The following is a 17,886-nucleotide window of genomic DNA, read 5'->3' as shown; positions in this document are numbered from 1 at the left end:
GTGACAGGGAATCAAATGAACGGGACTCATCCAAATAATCTCCAGATGAACAAAGTAGAACTGATTCGTTTTGGTCATCACTTTAAAGCGATTAAAAAGAATTGGCTAAGCATCGCAGCTTTCACGCTTCTGTTTTCATTAACTTGTACTTGGTATATCTACTCCAAAGCATCGATATACCAAGCTACAGCAACGCTACTCATCCAAGAAGAGCAAAAAAGCGCCCTTTCAATCGAGGAAGTATATGGCGTCGACACGACAAAAAAAGAGTACTTTCAAACGCAAATCGCTATTTTAAAATCGAATCATATTGCAGATAAGGTCATTAGAGAGCTGAACCTAACTCAACTACCGGAGTTCACACGCTCAGGTGGATTAAATCAAAAGATCGACCAAATAAAGTCGATCCCTTTTGTTCAAGACCTACTGAATGTGGCACCAAGCCCAAAAGAAACCGCCCAATTTTCAGAGTCCTATTATCAGGCACTTCAAGCTTTCAGAAGTAAACTCGATATTGAGCCAGTACGTAACACCCAATTAGTCAGAATTCGCTTTCGTTCTACCGATCCTAAGCTTGCTACGACAATCGCTAACGCGGTCGGCCAAGCCTACATTGACGCAAATTTTGAAGCCAAATTGGTCGTTACACAAAATGCGGCTACTTGGTTGACAAATAACTCACAAAAATTGGAGGAGCGATTACGTAACTCTGAGCAAGCGCTGCAAGAGTTCTTGTTAAAAGAAGGGTTGATCGATATAAACGGTATTGATGAAATTTACGCAAATGAGCTAGAAGAACTCACTCGCAAGCTAAATGTCGCTGTCAATAAGCGCATTGAAGCGCAGACGTTAATCCAACTGTTAAAACGTAAATCCTCACAAAGTTTAGACAGCTTGCTGTCAATTGATGAATTCGCTAATCAAGCGCAGATCCGCGACCTCAAATTATCAGAAGCCCAGGCAGCCAAAAATCTCTCTGAGCTGGCACAGCGCTACGGCCCCAAGCATGACCGAATGATTCAGGCAAAAGCGCAGCTTGCTGAAATTCAAGCAAGAACCCAGCAACTCATTCGTGACATTTCCTTCAGCAAGCAACAAGACCTTCTTGCTGCAAAAGCGCAAGAGGACATGCTTAGAGCAGAACTCGATAACAAAAAGTCTGACTTCCAATCGTTAGGGTCACAAAAAGCGCGTTATGAACAGTTAAAACGCGAGGTTGAATCCAATAAGGCACTCTATGAAGCGTTCTTAAATCGTGAGAAAGAGACCAACGCCACCAGCGACTACAAAAATGTCACTGCGCGTTTTACTGACAAAGCCATCATCCCTCTATTTCCGGTAGCACCGCAACGAATCAAACTGGTAGTGATTGCCACCTTTTTTGGCTTTGCCATTGCTTGCGCTCTAGTCATCATCTTAGAAACGATGCGAGAAGTTATCCGAAGCACAGCCGATGTGCAGGAAAAACTTGGTGTTACGTGTTTAGGTGTGATTCCTATGGTCAAAAAACGCAATTTGCGTAAAAACGGCGTCAGTTATACCGCGTATTTAGATGATGAAGAAAAGCTATTTAGTGAAGCTTGCCGCTCCGTCAGAACCTCGCTTCTGCTCAGACTAACCAACACGAAGCAAAAGATATTGCCCTTTACTTCTGCCATTCCAGAAGAAGGAAAAACATCGACCAGTATCAATATGGCGGTGTCGTTTTCAAAAATGGAAAAGGTATTGATCATCGACTGCGATTTACGCCGACCTTCCATCGCAAAACGGTTTGGTATTGCTGAATCAAGCCCAGGCTTAACGCATATCCTGACTATGGATACGCCAATCAAAGATTGTGTTACACATATAGAAGAAGCCAACTTAGATGTATTACCGGCAGGCCTAATTCCGCCAAACCCACAGGAACTGCTAGCTTCTGAACGCTTTAAAAAGTTGCTCGAACATTTTCAAAATAAGTATGACCGGATCATTATCGATACACCGCCCCTACTGTCAGTGAGTGATGCACTTATTCTTGGTCAGTATGCCAATGGTCTGATTACCGTCATTCGCTCAGAATCGACAAAATCATCACTGGTTAACCTTGCGCTATCTAAACAAATACAACACTCAGTTCCATCTCTTGGCGTCTTAATCACACAAGCCAAGACTAAGGAAGGAGAAACGCTTTATGTCCAGAAATACGCCTACTAACTCAAACGCATCTTGGTACCAAACGTTGAAAAGCCAAGAACAACCGGTATTGATCTATCAAATGGGCAAAGTAGGTTCGAGTGCATTAGAACATTCCATTCCTAACTCGGTTCACTTGCACGATCTCATGACTGTCGATGCGAAAAAACAGATATCCCCTGTCAGAGCGCAATTGCATAAACCTCAGATCAACGCGTTAAAGCGACGACTCAAGCGCATAGCGATGAGCCGTATGTTAAGGCGCAAGAAAAAAGTTCGAATAATCTCACTGGTGCGTGAACCGATCGGACGAAATGTTTCAATGTTCTTTCAAGCACTTCCGTTTTGGATGGCGGACAAATACCTAAAAGATGATAGCGCAATCCGTACCGAACGTCCGCAGTTACTCCAAGAGGCATTTGATAAGCACATGAATCATCAATATGCGCTGCAGTGGTTTGACAACGAAATCAAACAACTAACAGGGATTGATGTGTTTAACGAACCTTTTAATCACGAAGTAGGCTATCAAACATACCACAACAACAACTTCTCACTGTTGGTCATTCGAAGTGACAAGCTAGCGAAGGCTAACTCCGCAGTTGAAGACTTTTTAGGTTACCCCGTGGATGTTGTCTATGAAAATCAATCAGACAACAAATGGTACTCGCCACTAATGAAAGAATTCAAAACGCAATTTCAACCTACGCCCGAGTATGTTGAAGAAATGCTGAATTCTAAATTGACGAAGCACTTTTTCTCAAATGCAGAAATCACCGACCTTAAACAGCAATATCTGACCAATTAATCATGAAAACCAAGATTCTACATATTATTAATGATCTTTCTCAGAACGGCGGTGCTCAGAAGTTCTTAGTCGACCTTGTTTTAGAACATAAGCCTGAATACGAAATCAAAATTTTGGTCTTATGTGATGAAAATGATTACTTACCAACGCTATCCGCCCAAGGGATAGAGTGTTTTAACTGGCGCACTTTGTCATTGAGTGAGAAATACTGTTTGCTACGTTGGCCGCATGTCGTTCACGGGCACCTCTACCCTTCCATTTATCTGGCGCTATTGGCGGTAGGTAAAAAACGAATCCAGACTGAGCACTGCTCTTACAACCGTCGACGTGACTATCCGTTGTTTAAGTTCATGGAATATGTCTTGTATTGGGGCCACGACTTGACGGTCAGTATTAGTGAAAAAGTACAAGATGAACTGGTGAAGTTCATGCCTCGCTACCAACATAAATATCACGTGGTGCACAATGGCGTTGATTTAAAAAGGTTTCCTATGATGCCGAAGAGCGCCAGCCACCTGATCGACAAACCAATCATCAAGATTGGCATGGTGGGCCGACTTCACCAACATAAAGATCATGAAACTCTTATCCAAGCACTTGTCCATTTACCGAGACGATACGAGCTCCATCTTGCTGGAGATGGCGAAAAAAAATCGTCACTGCAAGCGTTGGCAACAAAGCTCAACGTCACGCAACGTGTTCACTTTCATGGGGTAGTTTCTGATGTTCCAGCGTTTTTGAACGACATGGACATTTACGTGCAATCATCGCATGTCGAAGGCTTTGGCTTGGCGGCGGTTGAGGCCATGGCAGCAGGCTTACCCATATTATCATCGGACGTACCCGGTTTGGATGACGTCACCGGACGTGCCGAATATTTATTTCAGGTTGGTAACTCAAATGAGCTGAGCCAGAAAGTGCTCCAGCTGTGTGAAAGTGTTGAGCGGTATGACGCTGCAAGTCAATACTCAGTCAATAGGGCCTCTCTCTACACCATCGATAAATTTCGTGAAGGTTACTATGGAATCTACCAGCAGCTTTGCGCCAACAAATAGTTCCGCGCCATCGAGCCACCGAGCCTCATGGTTTGCGGCATGCCTACTGGCATTATTCTTTATTCCCATGAAGTTTCGTGCTGGAGGAGTTGCACTAGCACCTTCAGACATCGTAAGTCTTTTGTCCATTGGTTTTACAGCGTTAGTGGTATTGGAAGGAAAAGCTGGAAAACTCATGCATCCCTGTATGGGGTTCCTTGTACTGTTCACTGGATATGTGTTCTTAAATGGCCTGCTAAATCGCGTCCCCTTAATGCCGCTAGTTATAGAAACCGTGCAATGGCTGGCGATTCTCTGCTTGCTTAGCCTAATGTACGCCTATGGCATGTTTGATGATGAATGGGTAATGGTTTATTTCACTTATCTGCTGTTTTTCATCTGTACGCTCGTTGCCTTATGGCACTTTGCTCAAGACTATCAAAGCGGGTTTAAGTTACTCGGGGTAAGTAAATACGGGTTCGGTGTACTTTGCTCACTACTGTACCTTTATCGGGATAAAATTCGCGCTTTCCACCTTTTGATGCTCGTTGCTTTGGTATTACTGGTGTTGTCGCAAGAAAGAAAAGCACTACTTGGTTTTTGTCTGCTTTTCTTCTTTGACCAGCTGCTCGTAAAAAACCTGATGAGAAAATCGCTTAATGAAACGTATACGTGGACCATTTTATTGGCCTTAAGCTTCATTGTGCTTACTGCCGTCACAACCACACTCTACGTTGGGTTTGAAACGCTAGCGGACACATTGGAAATAACCCAAGAAGACGTGTTATTTGCCAACCAAAGTGAAGCCCGCTGGGTATCGAATCTTCATAGAAAGCTATTACTTGCCAATGGGCTAGATATTTTACTTCAACACCCTATTTTAGGTGTCGGCGCGAAGATGCTGCCCAACTTTATGATCAGTTACTTTAACTATGATGAGCTGGCGATCTACACCCACAACTTTGTGTTAGATACCGCAATTGAATACGGGTTGCTCGGTATCGCCCTATTATTTGGTGGTTATTTTCTTTTTATTCGCTTTTGCTTCCGTAGTCTCAATGACAACAGGAAAAGCCTCTTACTCGCGATATACGCCCTCATCATGGTGTTCTTCGTTGCGGTAAATACCACCATCATTTTAATACTCTTATTACCCGTCATGATAAGCATGAGCCGCGAGTCAACGGTCAACACCATTGCTCATACTTTTCCGGTAAACCATCACCACGAATTTGAATAATCAAGGATAGGATAGATGAAGTATTCAATCTCTCGACAATTTGAAAAGAACCGAGAACTCCAAGCTGACAATTTTGTTTTAGTTTACCAAATGGGCAAAGTTGGCTCATCGTCAATTGAGCACACGCTGGGAGAAAGAAATATCCCGAGCTATCACATCCACACCTTTGATGATCACGAAGAATTTCACATGTATCACAATAAAAAAGACGTGAGTAAATTTTTCGATTTCAAAAACCGTGCGCTCTACCGCTTAGTGCTCAAGCAACGAAAACGTATCTTACAAAAACGCGAACAGATCAAAATCGTCACACTGGTCCGTGATCCAATCGCAACTGTCTTTTCTCGTTTCTTTCAAGACCTCCATTTGCAATTTATCGAAGGCAAAAAGAATGATGCAATTCACCGAGATATGGCAGTCACGTATCAGCACCTCGAACATTGTTTCGATAACTATATCAATCTCAACTATTTTGCGAACTGGTTCGACAACGAGTTAAAACGTAACTTCAATATCGATGTGATGCGTCAAGAACTGGACAATACTCAACCTTTCTTCACATTCAAGAACGAGCAAGCCAACGTCATGCTAATCAAATGCGAAAAGCTCAGCTCTCTCGATAAAGAAATTGGTGAATTTCTCGGGCTGCAAGACTTCGTGCTGAAAAACAGCAATGAAGCGAAAAACAAGTGGTACTCCAATATCCACCAGCACTTTAAGCATCACTACGACTTTTCAAAGCTGTTCTATATGTACGATCTTCCCTTATATCGCCACGTTTATTCAGAACAAGAACGTGATGCTTTCAAGCATAAATGGATGCAGACATCAGGAACAAAATCATCATGAAAAAAGTGCTCCATATTACAGAAGCCTTCGGAGGTGGCGTTCAAACAGCCCTCTATAGTTATGCTCACTCCTCTCGAGATGAGCCCTATCAACATTTCTTGCTAGCCAGAGCTCGAGAAAACGACTTAACCAATGAGAACAACCATCATATTTTCACACAGACCAAATGGGTGGAAGGCGGTTTACTTCAATTTGTTCGCGATGCAAACCACATGATTGCATCACTTGCGCCTGACGTTGTGCATTTGCACTCGAGTAAAGCGGGATTTCTCGGGCGATTTCTAAAACTTGGCAAGGCGCGCTTGGTTTATACGCCGCACTGTTATGCTTTCGAACGTGAAGATATCTCCGAATTCGCGCGCCAGCTCTATAGAGTGCTAGAGAAAGTAAAACTAAGCAAAATTGATGTGGTGGCAGGCTGTAGCCAACGAGAATGTGACCTGGCGATTAGCATTGGCGCGAAACGTACTGAACTGCTCAACAACTACGTGTCCTATCAAAGTGAAGAGCGTTTATTGCGAAACAGACAAGAAGCGCTGCGACTTGTTGTGCTTGGTCGTGTCGCGCCCCAAAAGGATCCGCAATTTCTCATCGACACATTGCAACACCTTAATCGGTATGCGCTTAACCGCCCGATAGAGATCACGTGGATAGGTGGCGGTGAGCACGTACTCGAACAGAAATTACGTACTGAAAATGTGGATGTAACGGGTATGCTGCCTCGCGATGAGGTAGTAGAAAAGCTCAAGAGTTCAGACCTTTACTTACATACTGCAGCATGGGAAGGGATGCCGTTAACTATTCTAGAAGCAGCCAAATTACATCTTCCTATGGTGATTCGAACTATCGGCGCGACCAAAGATCTCAACTACCCCTTTTTAGCGCTAACACCTGAAGAAATGGCCAAGCAAATCGCGCACTGTGTCAATCATTATGATGAAATTGACTTTTGCCAATATACAACAACGTTAAACGACGCCTTCAGTGAAGAAAAACAGCGCCTCGCTCTCAATAATATTTACGGTTAAATGCCTCTATGTTTCACACTGTTCAACAAAAATTACTGTTGATGCCCAGCGGTAAAAAAAGCTTGCTATCTACTGGATTGAAAACCGCAATCACGCGTGTGTTGAGTGCGCTATTTGCTTTTTTACTGACACTGATTGTATCGAAGGCCAGTGACGCTTCGACTTCCGGTCAATTTTTCTTTTTATTCAACCTAGTCTCACTACTCGCAATCGTTTCTCAGCTAGGTTTTGATGTCTCATTAGTTCGCTACAATGCGATCGCCTTTAACAACAAAGAGACACTTCAACAAAGCCATAACTATAAAACAGCACTTTATCGAAGTATGGCGTTTTGCTTGCTAGCCATTGCCGTTTTGTTGGCAGGATTAAATCTGTTTCCTGAACAGCTAAACCAGACCCAATCGCCAATGCATGCGATTACTTTAGGCTTGTTCTGCATACCGTTTTTGGTGCTTGCACAAACCAACAGTCGGGTGCTTCAAGCATGTAGAAAAGTCGTATCATCTCTGTTTGCTTTGCAGCTTGGTGTAAGCATGTTGATGGTCATTTTTGTCTTTGCCCTAGACTATATCGGTCAGCAAAATATCAACAATCTGATGACCGCACTGCTTTTAGCGAGCATAGGTGTCGCGGTCATATCCAGTGCTAATTGGCTGGGCTCAGATCAATATCAAACATCGGCTTTCGTACCAAACAAAAAAATGGTCGCTTCTGCCAAGCAAGTCTGGATTGGCAGTATCTTCACGAACGTCCTTCAATGGGGAAGCCTTGTCATTGCGGGCTTTTTTATCTCAACAGCGGAACTCGGTTTATTAGCTGCAGCTCAACGTACATCACTACTGATTGGCTTTGTGCTGATTACCATTAACTTTGTGGTCGCCCCTATGTTTGCCTCTCTCTACAAAGAACGCCAAATGATCAAACTGCAAAACCTGAGCCGTTTAGCTTGCCGAGCCAACGTTGGTTTGGCCATTGTGCCCGTAATTATTTGCACTCTATTCCCAGAGTTTGTGATGCGGTTTTTTGGTGAAGAGTTTCTTGCTGCTGCGCCACTGTTAGTCGTCCTGTCTTTAGGGCAGTTAGTCAATGTTGCGACTGGCTCTGTAGGGTTTTTATTACTCATGAGCGGTCACGAAAGAACCATGAAATACATTACAATTTCCTCCGGCACAATCTCTATCTGCTTGCTCATTGCGCTTTGCCAAACGTTCGGTGTTATTGGTGCAGCATGGGCGATGGCAATTGGCATGGCAATTCAGAATCTAGCAGCGTTGTACTTTGTAAAACGTTACTTAGGCTTCTTTCCAATAGGTTAATTATGGTTTCAATACTGACACGGATAAGTTTTGTTTTCGTTCTGACGCTTACGGCTTCACTCTCTTTGTGGAAAAGCTCTGACTTACACCATGCCACTTACCTGCAAATGGAAACCTACTTAGGTGGATCGAGTACGCTTCACTTTACTTTCAGTTTATTGATCGGCTTTTTATCGGTCTTCACCTTCCCCTCTTTGGTAAGCTCAAGTAAAGCCGACGTCTTTGGCATCCGCCTTTTGCTACTGCTGTTGGCTATCGTTTCAATGGAAGAAATAAGCCAACTTTTTATTCCAAGTCGCTCATTTAGTTTTGATGATCTCAGTACCAACTGGATAGGCATTATCTCGGGTTACTTTAGTGCCAAGTTGATTCGCGTCCTGCGCACTCGCTCGTTCTCTTGAAATAAGCACCTCAAGGTTATTTGGGTATATAATTACGCCAAACAATCAGACTAACGAGTACATCATGTCATCCCACCCAACCAAGATTACCTTTTTTGAATTCTTAACCCCGTTGATCACATCAGGCAAAAAAACGATTACGATTCGAGATGAATCAGAAAGTCACTACGTTCCAAATACAGAAGTCGAAGTTTTTACCTTAGAAACGGATCGTAAAGTCTGCGATATCAAGATACGTTCTGTAGAGCCACTTAACTTTGAAGATATCAATGAGTTTCATGCTGAACAAGAAGCCATCGAACTACCAAAACTCAAGCAGTTAATTCGAGAAATCTACCCAAACACCGATACGCTATTTGTGATTGAGTACGAGCTAATCAAATAACCTACAACAAACACTAGACGACTGGTCTAATTCATTCTATAGTACGCTTCATGAACGCAAAGACGAACGACACACGCCAACATATTCTCGACGTCGGATACGAGTTAATCGTAAACCGAGGGTTTACGAGTGTTGGCCTTTCAGAGCTTTTAAAAAAGGCCGCGGTGCCGAAAGGCTCGTTTTATCATTACTTCAAATCCAAAGAACAATTTGGTGAAGCGATGATTCAAGACTACTTTACTAAGTATTTTGAGCGTTTAAACGCACGCTTTACCAACACCGATCTGAATGGCTACCAACGCCTAATGAGCTACTTTGAAGAAATGGTCAAAGTAGAAGACGACGTATGTAATGCGAACAAATGTTTGTTGGTCAAGTTAAGTGCAGAAGTCTCCGATCTCTCAGAGTCCATGCGCCTAGCGTTACGCCAAGGTGCTGACAAAACCATTCAAGCAATGGCGGATTGCATTGACGTAGGCATTCAAGATGGCTCTATCCCAAATGGTGACAGTGCTTTATTGGCAAGGCAGATATACTACCTTTGGAACGGCGCAAGCTTGCTGAACAAACTGTATCAAGATCAGGCAGCATTAACGCAAAGTCTGACCTATACTCAACATCTACTGCAAAACACGCGAACTTGCCCATAGTAGGTAGCGTAAAAGTAAGATGAACACCCTACATGTGTTTCACAGTTGGTAATAACTCCTGTGATAGCACAATACACTTTCCCGCTCTATGAGCGGGATATTTTGAAATCAAAACTAGACGACCGGTCTAATCAATAAGTGAGATAAATATGACTAACGCAACAAATCGCAGAATCGTACTCGCGTCACGTCCCCATGGTGCACCAACAAAAGAAAACTTTCGTCTAGAAGAAGTGGCGAAACCGACTCCTCAAGATGGTGAGATGCTACTGAGAACCGTTTATTTATCTCTCGACCCATACATGCGCGGTCGCATGAGCGATGCCGAGTCATACGCCGATCCTGTTGCGGTTGATGACGTAATGATCGCTGGCACAGTTTGTCAGGTAGAAGCATCGAACCACCCAGATTATGAAGCGGGTGAATGGGTTCTTGCATACACTGTTGGCTGGCAAGACTACGCCATCTCAACTGGTGAGATGGTGATTAAACTTGGCAAAGAACCACAAAACCCTTCATACGCTCTAGGTGTTGCTGGCATGCCAGGTTTTACCGCGTATATGGGCTTGCTCGATATCGGTCAGCCAAAACCAGGTGAAACCATTGTGGTAGCAGCCGCGACGGGCCCTGTGGGAGCGACTGTTGGTCAAATTGGCAAAATCAAAGGTTGCCGAGTTGTTGGTATTGCAGGCGGAGAAGAAAAGTGCCGTTACGCCAAAGAAGTCCTTGGCTTCGATGAATGTATTGATCACAAAGCTGACGACTTTGCAGAACAGTTGAAAAACGCCTGTGATCAAGGTATCGATGTTTACTTCGAAAACGTAGGTGGCAAAGTATTCGAAGCTGTAATGCCACTTCTGAATACCAGCGCACGTATCCCACTTTGTGGTTTGATTTCTCAATACAACGCAACAGAACTGCCTCAAGGTACCGACCATCTTCCATTATTAATGGGTAAGCTGCTGACTAAACGAATCAAGGTGCAAGGCTTCATCATTTTTGATGACTACGGACATCGTTACGGTGAATTTGCGCAAGATATTAATCAATGGTTGGCAGAAGGAAAGATCCAATACCGTGAACATCTAGTACAAGGACTGGAGAATGCACCAGAAGCATTTATCGGTCTGTTGGAAGGTAAGAACTTCGGCAAGCTTGTAGTACAGATTAACGACCCATTATAAGGAAGGGATAAATAAATGATTAAACTTCACCATCTCAATCAGTCTCGCTCAAAGCGCATCATTTGGTTACTTGAAGAGCTAAATGTGGATTACGAAATCGTGCCTTATGTTCGTGACAAAGTGACCTTCATGGCACCGCCTGAGCTAAAGAGCGTTCATCCGCTCGGTAAATCGCCCCTGCTTGAAGATGATGGCGAGTTCATCATTGAATCTGGCGCGATGACCGAATATTTGATTGAGAAGTACAGTGATGGTGCGTTGGCTCCTGAGCGTGGGACGAAGGCGCACACTGAGTACCTACAATGGATGCATTTTGCTGAAAGTTCCGCAATCTTACCAATGTTGTTAAAAATCTTTATTAGCAAAGAGCCAAACGAAACTCAATTTCTATCAGGCTATGCTGACAAAGAAGCGATGAACGTTCTGGGTTACTTCGAGCAATCGCTAGAAGGCAAAACTTACCTAGTAGAAGAACGTTTAACTGGCGCAGACATCATGATGTCATTTATTGTCGAGCTCGTGCATAAGTTCGGTTTGGCTGGTCACTTCCCGAATATTGAGCGTTATGGAAAACAACTCGCAACGCATCCAGCGTTTGAAAAAGCTGAGCAAATTGAAGTGAAGTACTCCTAATCATTCCGCCCCTTTGATGTTCAATAAAGCGATATCAAAGGGGCGATTTCCGACGTTAGCCTTGTCAACAAAGCGCAATTCATGCAAATGCCTGCGTGCTCTTTTTACCCTTTTCGCCAATACGTTAATAAACCAATCATAAAAATCAGCTAAGAATCTGATTCTAAGTTATTTTTCATCATCGTTCCCACCTATTGAATTGATAAGCAGTATCAGTTTTTGCGTCCAGCTTTTCCGTAATAATCTTCTCTTCAGTTGCTAAGGTATTGATCCCTGGAGGGGAAGAAAAATGACAAATAAGAAATTAACCACCGCCGCAGGCTGTCCTGTCGCCCATAATCAAAATGTGATGACTGCAGGTCCTCGTGGTCCCCAACTACTGCAAGACGTTTGGTTCCTTGAAAAACTGGCACACTTTGATCGTGAAGTGATTCCTGAGCGTCGTATGCACGCCAAAGGCTCAGGCGCTTACGGCACTTTTACTGTGACTCACGACATCACCAAATACACGCGCGCGAAGATCTTCTCGGAGATTGGTAAAGAGACCGAGCTATTTGCTCGCTTTACCACCGTTGCGGGTGAGCGCGGTGCCGCCGATGCAGAGCGCGACATCCGTGGTTTTGCGCTAAAGTTTTACACCGAAGAAGGCAACTGGGACTTGGTTGGTAACAACACGCCCGTATTTTTCTTACGTGACCCGTTGAAGTTCCCTGACCTCAACCACGCGGTGAAACGCGATCCACGCACCAACATGCGCAGCTCGACAAACAACTGGGATTTTTGGACATCGCTGCCAGAAGCGTTCCATCAAGTTACGATCGTTATGAGTGATCGCGGTATTCCTGCGTCTTACCGTCATATGCACGGCTTCGGTAGCCACACATTCAGCTTTATCAACGCAGAAAACGAGCGTTACTGGGTGAAATTCCACTTTAAAACTCAGCAAGGCATCAAAAACCTGACTGACCAAGAAGCAGAAGCGATCGTAGGTAAAGACCGCGAAAGCCATCACCGTGACCTTTACGAAGCGATTGAGCGTCAAGACTTCCCTAAATGGAAGATGTACGTACAGATCATGCCTGAGCTAGAAGCGGATGAAGTGAACTTTAACCCGTTCGATCTAACAAAAGTATGGTCACAAAAAGATTATCCATTGATCGCAGTAGGCGAGTTTGAACTGAACCGTAACCCAGAAAACTTCTATGCGGAAGTTGAGCAATCCGCGTTTAACCCGGCAGCTATCGTTCCTGGAATTGGCTTCTCGCCAGACAAAATGCTGCAAGGCCGTCTGTTTGCATACGGAGACGCGCAGCGTTACCGCCTAGGTGTAAACCATCACCAAATTCCAGTTAACGCGCCTCGTTGTCCGGTACACAGCTACCATCGTGACGGCGCAATGCGAGTTGACGGTAACTTCGGTTCAACACTGGGTTACGAGCCAAACTACAAACAAGAGTGGGCAGAGCAGCCTGATTATTCAGAGCCACCATTGCGAATTAGCGGCCATGCTGACCATTACGACCATCGTGTTGATGAGGATTACTTTAGCCAAGCAGGTGACCTATTCCGTCTTATGAGCGAAGAACAGCGTCAAACTCTATTCGACAACACCACTCGTGCAATGGATGGTGTGCCAGACTTCATCAAAGAACGTCACGTTAACCACGCCTACCAAGCGGACGAAGCTTACGGCAAAGGCCTTGAGATTGCGCTAGGCTTAAACAAGTAAACGGACACTGCACCAGCAAATGCTGTGATAAGAAGACATAAAAAAGGAGGTGCCCCAAAGCACCTCCTCATTCAAGTTCGTTAATCACACACTAATGTTCAAGGGGAACGATCATGATCAACTTAAATTTCTTCAAGCTCTTTGATACCAAAGAACTGTTTATCTACTACTGATTCTTAGCGACGGCTTTAATCAGAACAGATGTATCCATGCGACCTAAACCATCGCGTTGAAGGTCAGCGTATTGCTCATCCACTTTCTTAGTCAGTGGGAGCTCTAGACCCACTCGCTCTGCTTCTTGCAGACAGAAGCCTAAGTCTTTGCGCATCCAATCAATCGCGAAGCCAAAATCAAACTGATCTTCCGCCATCGTCTTGGCGCGGTTTTCAATTTGCCATGACCCTGCAGCACCGTGCTTGAGTGTTTCAACTACTTGTTCAATATCCAAACCGGATTTCTGCGCGAGTAACAACGCTTCGCTCAAGCCTTGAAGCACGCCACCAATACAGATTTGGTTTACCATCTTACAACGTTGACCCTGACCGTTTTCACCCAGTAGCGTCATCTGCTTCGCGTACACATCCATCGCTGGAGACACACGGTCAAAAATGCTTTGTTCACCACCACACATGATGGTTAGAACACCATTTTCTGCGCCTGCTTGACCACCAGAAACTGGCGCATCAATGAAGTGATTACCATACTTAGCACACGCTTCAGCCAGCTCAACCGCTAGGTCTGCAGAAGTCGTCGTGTGATCGACTAACACTGCATCCGCTTTCAAACCGACCAGAATGCCTTCTTCACCGTAAACAACGCTACGAACGTCATCATCATTACCCACGCAGGTAAAAACGATGTCACAGCCTTCTGCAGCTTCTCGCGGTGTCTCACACGCAATGCCGTTGTATTCTGCAGCCCATTTATCAGCCTTGGCTTTAGTGCGGTTGTATACTTTGGTTTCATACCCCGCTTTGCTCAAATAGCCCGCCATTGGGTAACCCATAACACCCAAACCAATAAATGCTACTCGTTGTTTTTCCATTGCACGCTTCCCTTAGTTCACCTGACTGAAATGTTTTGTAACATGCTACTAAAGAATTGAAAACATTACTCGTGATTTATCCTTCACTCGCGGCACAAATAAAAGCGAACCGCGATGTCGGAGTAAATACCAAAAGCATTCATCAGGGTCATCGAGGAAACATTTCTCAGAAGTAAAATGTTAAGACACTCTACGAGCTTGCAACAAAGCCGTGGCGTTTAACATGGCATCCTTGGTACTGACATCCAAGACTTGGATTTTTCGAAAACGTTCCGGTTCTTTAATCGCCACATCGTGAGCAAAAATCACAAACTTGGCTTTCTCGATGTCTTTCTCGGTAATTCGGTTGATGACGCCATTCGCGCCTTGGGTTTCGACTTTAATCTTAATGCCGAGTGCACACGCTGCTTTTTCCAATGACTTAGCCGCTAAGAACGTATGCGCCACACCTGATGGACAAGATGTGACCGCCAAAACATCCGCCTCACCTTCGCCTTGAACGGAGCCATATACTTGAGAATGACCAGTGTAACTCTCATCTTCGGTGACGGTTTTCTTTAGTGCAATCACGATCAACGCCGTGGTAACAGAGCCCGCAATCGTGCCGATGATGTAACCAATTTTTCCATCCACAACAGGGAGAACAATCCAACCGCCCCACGGTGCATGGTTCATTACGTGGAACATAAAGCCAATCACGTTACCGACGATGCCACCCGCCACAATAGCTGGTAACACTCGCGCAGGGTCACCAGCGGCAAAAGGAATCGCACCTTCGCTAATACCGATCATCCCCATAATACCTGCGGCTTTCCCCGCTTCGCGTTCATCTCGCTTGAATTTACTCGGCGCCAAAAACGTGGCTAGTGCCATACCCAATGGCGGCGTACAAATCGCAATACCGACCCCGCCCATCAACCATGGTTGCGTGTTCACTTGGGTTTGAGCAAACAACGTCGCCACTTTGTTAATTGGGCCACCCATATCAAACGCGGTCATTGCCCCAAGCACGGTACCGAGCATCACTTTGCCTGAGCCCGCCATGCCCGTCAGCACCTCGTTCATGGTGGTCATTGCGCTGGCAATCGGAGCACCTATCACCCACATCACCGCACCGCAAGTAACAAACGTACCGACTAGCGGATAAATAAAAATCGAGCCAAGCGAACTCATGCTGTCTGGTAGCTGAATTTTCTTTAAGAGCCAAACGACAAAGCCAGCAAAAAAGCCGACCACAATCGCACCTAAAAAACCCGTATTGTAATGACTGACCGCAATCCAAGATCCAATCATACCCGGCGCAAGGCCCGGCTTGTCGGCAATGGAATAAGCAATGTAACCGCCAAGAACGGCAGTAAACAATGTCAGGCCAGCAATCCCCATTTGGGCAATATCGGCCAGAATGCCCTCTTGTGGCACACCACCGTGACCAGAGATCATCACCGACAACGACAACAACACACCGCCCGCAACGATAAACGGGATCATGTGGGATGTGCCAAACAGCAAGTGCTCTTTAATGCGGCCAAGTTTTTGCGCCCAAGGGCTCAGAGGTTCTGATGCAAATTCTAAAGAAGTTGGGAGAAATTCATTGGATTGGGTTTGAATATCAATCAACATCTCAAGCGCTTCTTCTCGCGATTGAGCCTGTTTGAGCTTTTCAACAAAGCCGTCTTCGATAATTTTGGTGGAAATTTGTGCCAATACTTCAATGTGATGATGATCATCACCATCTGGAGACGCCAGCATGAAAAACACATCGGACAGCTCGCCATCTTCGGCGCCATAATCAATCCCACTGCGGCTGATCCCGACCGCGACAGCCGGTTTCGCTACAGCATCACTTTTGGCATGAGGGATCGCAATGCCATCATCAAATCCTGTGTTACCGATCTCTTCTCGTTTCCAGATATCTGCCAAGAACTGGCTTTGACTATTGAGCTTGCCGGCGGCCTCTAGCATCTCGACCAGCTCTTTGAGCGCTTCATCTTTGGTTTGAGCTTTTAGATCTAAACATATCGTTTCCAGCTCAATTAGGTTTGTGATGTCCATTGTTTTACCTTCCAATATTCACGCTCGAATATATACCCAAGTGAGTTTGAGATACAGGATCCCCTGGCTCGTATGCGTTCCTACTCATTTTATTTGGGCATAGATTAACCAGTGCCTACCCTTTGATATATAGGACTAAAAGTGCATTAACTGGATTAATGTAACATGAGATTCAAACTGTGATAGAACTCTTGCGTTAATCCAGCTCAAATCAATTCAATCTGCGGTTGCTGTGTTAATATCCACAAAAAATAAAATGGATAGAACATGAAAATCGTAGCGGTGACAGCATGCCCTACAGGCATCGCTCATACTTATATGGCGGCAGATGCACTAATGAAAGCTGCGCCAAAACATAACGTGCAAATTAAAGTAGAAACGCAAGGTGCGATGGGGATAGAAAATCAGCTCACTCCTCACGATATCGCTCAAGCGGATCGGGTTTTGATCGTGTCGGATATTGAGATAGAACAACCAGGCCGATTCGAAGGGACGCGCAAAATTCAAATCCCCATTGAAGAGGTTTTGCTGAACGTCGACAAAGTATTCCTCGTCCACTGCCGCGACTAAATTTGCAGATGAACGAATACCAAATCACCTTTTTCGTCGATAATGCAAATGCCAGTGCGCACCTTGCTCAGCCACTCAATCGAGTGGCAAAGAAGTTCAAAAGTACCTTACATATCATTAATGTAACGCAAAACCGTGTTGCGGAACTCACCAAGTCCGTGGCGATTTTGCAAGCAGGTCTACAACAAGGTGATTTGTGTCAAATCACAGCGATTGGCATTGACGCAGAGCTGGCCTGCTTCGTCATCAAAGACATGATTGCTGAGCACTTTACTGTGGTGGGATCTCATATCAACTATGAGTTTTCTAGCCAACTGGCCGAGCGTTTACCACAAATTTGCCCACCTTGTGAAATCAAATGGCACTACGCCAAAGCGCATACCGAGCTCACCAAGTTTGAATGCCTTAAAGGATTAGCTCAGCTGATCCACCCCATTCATCCCGACGAACTGATTCTTGCTTTTATTAAACGCGAAGAACGCTCATCAACTTGCGTGACTCCGGGGATCGCTCTACCACACGTGATGTTTTCAGGTGTTGACCATATTTCTATTGCTGTTATTGCGAATGAAAAGTCGATGGATTGGGCTTCGAAGATGGGTGATGTTCATCTGGCTATAGCACTGGTGATGCCAGAAAGGCCGACCCGAGAACAGATCATTGCTGCTACTAACCTCACAAGAAATCTGCTTACCGATCAAATGGCGGAACGCCTACTACTAACAAAAAGCAGCGTCGACTTACAGGCGCTGCTGATGTACGCCATGTCGAGGCTGCTCGCCTAAAC

The 17,886-nt window shown here is 44.9% G+C and carries 17 protein-coding genes; 15 read left to right on the top strand and 2 right to left on the bottom strand.

Features of this window, described 5'->3' with window-relative positions:
- Nucleotides 1-15: 15 nt before the first annotated feature.
- The 13 genes from NB463_RS18055 (at nucleotide 16) to NB463_RS17995 (ending at nucleotide 13,432) form a co-directional block, all read left to right on the top strand.
- A complete protein-coding gene (locus NB463_RS18055; protein WP_258431302.1) occupies nucleotides 16-2,196 on the top strand; it encodes a GumC family protein in 2,181 nt (726 codons plus the stop codon).
- Entirely contained in the window at nucleotides 2,174-2,983 is an 810-nt protein-coding gene (locus NB463_RS18050; protein WP_048625326.1) for a putative capsular polysaccharide synthesis family protein, read from the top strand. Before NB463_RS18055 ends, NB463_RS18050 begins: the two co-directional genes overlap by 23 nt.
- Before the next feature lie 2 nt (nucleotides 2,984-2,985).
- On the top strand, nucleotides 2,986-4,038 hold the full coding sequence (locus tag NB463_RS18045) for a glycosyltransferase (protein ID WP_258431301.1): 1,053 nt from the start codon (nucleotides 2,986-2,988) through the stop codon (nucleotides 4,036-4,038).
- Nucleotides 4,004-5,257 carry an O-antigen ligase family protein gene (locus tag NB463_RS18040; protein ID WP_258431300.1) on the top strand — a complete coding sequence of 418 codons (1,254 nt, stop codon included), beginning with the start codon at nucleotides 4,004-4,006 and terminating at the stop codon, nucleotides 5,255-5,257. Before NB463_RS18045 ends, NB463_RS18040 begins: the two co-directional genes overlap by 35 nt.
- A gap of 15 nt (nucleotides 5,258-5,272) precedes the next feature.
- A complete protein-coding gene (locus tag NB463_RS18035; protein WP_134645978.1) occupies nucleotides 5,273-6,106 on the top strand; it encodes a putative capsular polysaccharide synthesis family protein in 834 nt (277 codons plus the stop codon).
- The gene (locus NB463_RS18030; RefSeq protein ID WP_258431299.1) at nucleotides 6,103-7,134 is read left to right on the top strand and encodes a glycosyltransferase family 4 protein; all 1,032 of its coding nucleotides are present in this window, start codon (nucleotides 6,103-6,105) and stop codon (nucleotides 7,132-7,134) included. The genes NB463_RS18035 and NB463_RS18030 overlap by 4 nt, the downstream gene beginning before the upstream one ends.
- 8 nt (nucleotides 7,135-7,142) lie before the next feature.
- Nucleotides 7,143-8,450: an oligosaccharide flippase family protein gene (locus NB463_RS18025; RefSeq protein ID WP_258431298.1), complete on the top strand. Its 1,308-nt coding sequence runs from the start codon at nucleotides 7,143-7,145 to the stop codon at nucleotides 8,448-8,450.
- Between the two features lie 2 nt (nucleotides 8,451-8,452).
- Nucleotides 8,453-8,851 (top strand): VanZ family protein, encoded by a 399-nt coding sequence (locus NB463_RS18020; protein ID WP_005392476.1) that lies wholly within the window; start codon nucleotides 8,453-8,455, stop codon nucleotides 8,849-8,851.
- A 64-nt stretch (nucleotides 8,852-8,915) separates the two neighbouring features.
- The gene (gene yqfB / locus NB463_RS18015; protein WP_047008452.1) at nucleotides 8,916-9,236 is read left to right on the top strand and encodes a N(4)-acetylcytidine aminohydrolase; all 321 of its coding nucleotides are present in this window, start codon (nucleotides 8,916-8,918) and stop codon (nucleotides 9,234-9,236) included.
- Nucleotides 9,237-9,286: 50 nt separating this feature from the next.
- Nucleotides 9,287-9,886, top strand: coding sequence for a TetR/AcrR family transcriptional regulator (locus NB463_RS18010; RefSeq protein WP_006742221.1), 600 nt, complete (start codon nucleotides 9,287-9,289; stop codon nucleotides 9,884-9,886).
- A 149-nt stretch (nucleotides 9,887-10,035) separates the two neighbouring features.
- The gene (locus tag NB463_RS18005) at nucleotides 10,036-11,070 is read left to right on the top strand and encodes an NADP-dependent oxidoreductase (protein ID WP_203342754.1); all 1,035 of its coding nucleotides are present in this window, start codon (nucleotides 10,036-10,038) and stop codon (nucleotides 11,068-11,070) included.
- Between the two features lie 15 nt (nucleotides 11,071-11,085).
- The gene (locus NB463_RS18000; protein WP_006742223.1) at nucleotides 11,086-11,703 is read left to right on the top strand and encodes a glutathione S-transferase family protein; all 618 of its coding nucleotides are present in this window, start codon (nucleotides 11,086-11,088) and stop codon (nucleotides 11,701-11,703) included.
- Nucleotides 11,704-11,992: 289 nt separating this feature from the next.
- Entirely contained in the window at nucleotides 11,993-13,432 is a 1,440-nt protein-coding gene (locus NB463_RS17995; RefSeq protein WP_258431297.1) for a catalase, read from the top strand.
- Between the two features lie 166 nt (nucleotides 13,433-13,598).
- On the opposite strand, the gene NB463_RS17990 is transcribed toward NB463_RS17995, so the two are convergent.
- On the bottom strand, nucleotides 13,599-14,477 hold the full coding sequence (locus tag NB463_RS17990; protein WP_258431295.1) for an NAD(P)-dependent oxidoreductase: 879 nt from the start codon (nucleotides 14,475-14,477) through the stop codon (nucleotides 13,599-13,601).
- A 180-nt stretch (nucleotides 14,478-14,657) separates the two neighbouring features.
- Entirely contained in the window at nucleotides 14,658-16,529 is a 1,872-nt protein-coding gene (locus NB463_RS17985) for a fructose-specific PTS transporter subunit EIIC (protein ID WP_258431293.1), read from the bottom strand.
- 267 nt (nucleotides 16,530-16,796) lie between these two features.
- Here NB463_RS17985 and NB463_RS17980 point away from each other — a divergent pair, with 267 nt between their 5' ends.
- Both NB463_RS17980 and NB463_RS17975 read left to right on the top strand, forming a co-directional pair.
- The gene (locus tag NB463_RS17980) at nucleotides 16,797-17,099 is read left to right on the top strand and encodes a PTS fructose transporter subunit IIB (RefSeq protein WP_005463048.1); all 303 of its coding nucleotides are present in this window, start codon (nucleotides 16,797-16,799) and stop codon (nucleotides 17,097-17,099) included.
- Nucleotides 17,100-17,107: 8 nt separating this feature from the next.
- Entirely contained in the window at nucleotides 17,108-17,884 is a 777-nt protein-coding gene (locus tag NB463_RS17975) for a PTS sugar transporter subunit IIA (RefSeq protein ID WP_069549844.1), read from the top strand.
- The last annotated feature ends 2 nt before the right edge of the window (nucleotides 17,885-17,886 follow it).

The sequence above is a fragment of the Vibrio sp. RM-41-2B genome, from assembly GCF_024744415.1.
GTDB classification, from domain to species: Bacteria; Pseudomonadota; Gammaproteobacteria; order Enterobacterales; family Vibrionaceae; genus Vibrio; species Vibrio diabolicus.
The sequence above is the reverse complement of the archived record's forward strand: the minus strand, read 5'-3'. Positions and strand labels throughout refer to the sequence as shown.

Coding starts and splice junctions, on each gene's coding strand:
- NB463_RS18020 (WP_005392476.1), top strand. CDS start 8,453: ATGGTTTCAATACTGACACGGATAAGTTTTGTTTTCGTTCTGACGCTT.
- NB463_RS17990 (WP_258431295.1), bottom strand. CDS start 14,477: ATGGAAAAACAACGAGTAGCATTTATTGGTTTGGGTGTTATGGGTTAC.
- NB463_RS18055 (WP_258431302.1), top strand. CDS start 16: ATGAACGGGACTCATCCAAATAATCTCCAGATGAACAAAGTAGAACTG.
- yqfB (WP_047008452.1), top strand. CDS start 8,916: ATGTCATCCCACCCAACCAAGATTACCTTTTTTGAATTCTTAACCCCG.
- NB463_RS18035 (WP_134645978.1), top strand. CDS start 5,273: ATGAAGTATTCAATCTCTCGACAATTTGAAAAGAACCGAGAACTCCAA.
- NB463_RS18045 (WP_258431301.1), top strand. CDS start 2,986: ATGAAAACCAAGATTCTACATATTATTAATGATCTTTCTCAGAACGGC.
- NB463_RS18025 (WP_258431298.1), top strand. CDS start 7,143: ATGTTTCACACTGTTCAACAAAAATTACTGTTGATGCCCAGCGGTAAA.
- NB463_RS18010 (WP_006742221.1), top strand. CDS start 9,287: ATGAACGCAAAGACGAACGACACACGCCAACATATTCTCGACGTCGGA.
- NB463_RS17975 (WP_069549844.1), top strand. CDS start 17,108: ATGAACGAATACCAAATCACCTTTTTCGTCGATAATGCAAATGCCAGT.
- NB463_RS18005 (WP_203342754.1), top strand. CDS start 10,036: ATGACTAACGCAACAAATCGCAGAATCGTACTCGCGTCACGTCCCCAT.
- NB463_RS18000 (WP_006742223.1), top strand. CDS start 11,086: ATGATTAAACTTCACCATCTCAATCAGTCTCGCTCAAAGCGCATCATT.
- NB463_RS17985 (WP_258431293.1), bottom strand. CDS start 16,529: ATGGACATCACAAACCTAATTGAGCTGGAAACGATATGTTTAGATCTA.
- NB463_RS17995 (WP_258431297.1), top strand. CDS start 11,993: ATGACAAATAAGAAATTAACCACCGCCGCAGGCTGTCCTGTCGCCCAT.
- NB463_RS17980 (WP_005463048.1), top strand. CDS start 16,797: ATGAAAATCGTAGCGGTGACAGCATGCCCTACAGGCATCGCTCATACT.
- NB463_RS18050 (WP_048625326.1), top strand. CDS start 2,174: ATGTCCAGAAATACGCCTACTAACTCAAACGCATCTTGGTACCAAACG.
- NB463_RS18040 (WP_258431300.1), top strand. CDS start 4,004: ATGGAATCTACCAGCAGCTTTGCGCCAACAAATAGTTCCGCGCCATCG.
- NB463_RS18030 (WP_258431299.1), top strand. CDS start 6,103: ATGAAAAAAGTGCTCCATATTACAGAAGCCTTCGGAGGTGGCGTTCAA.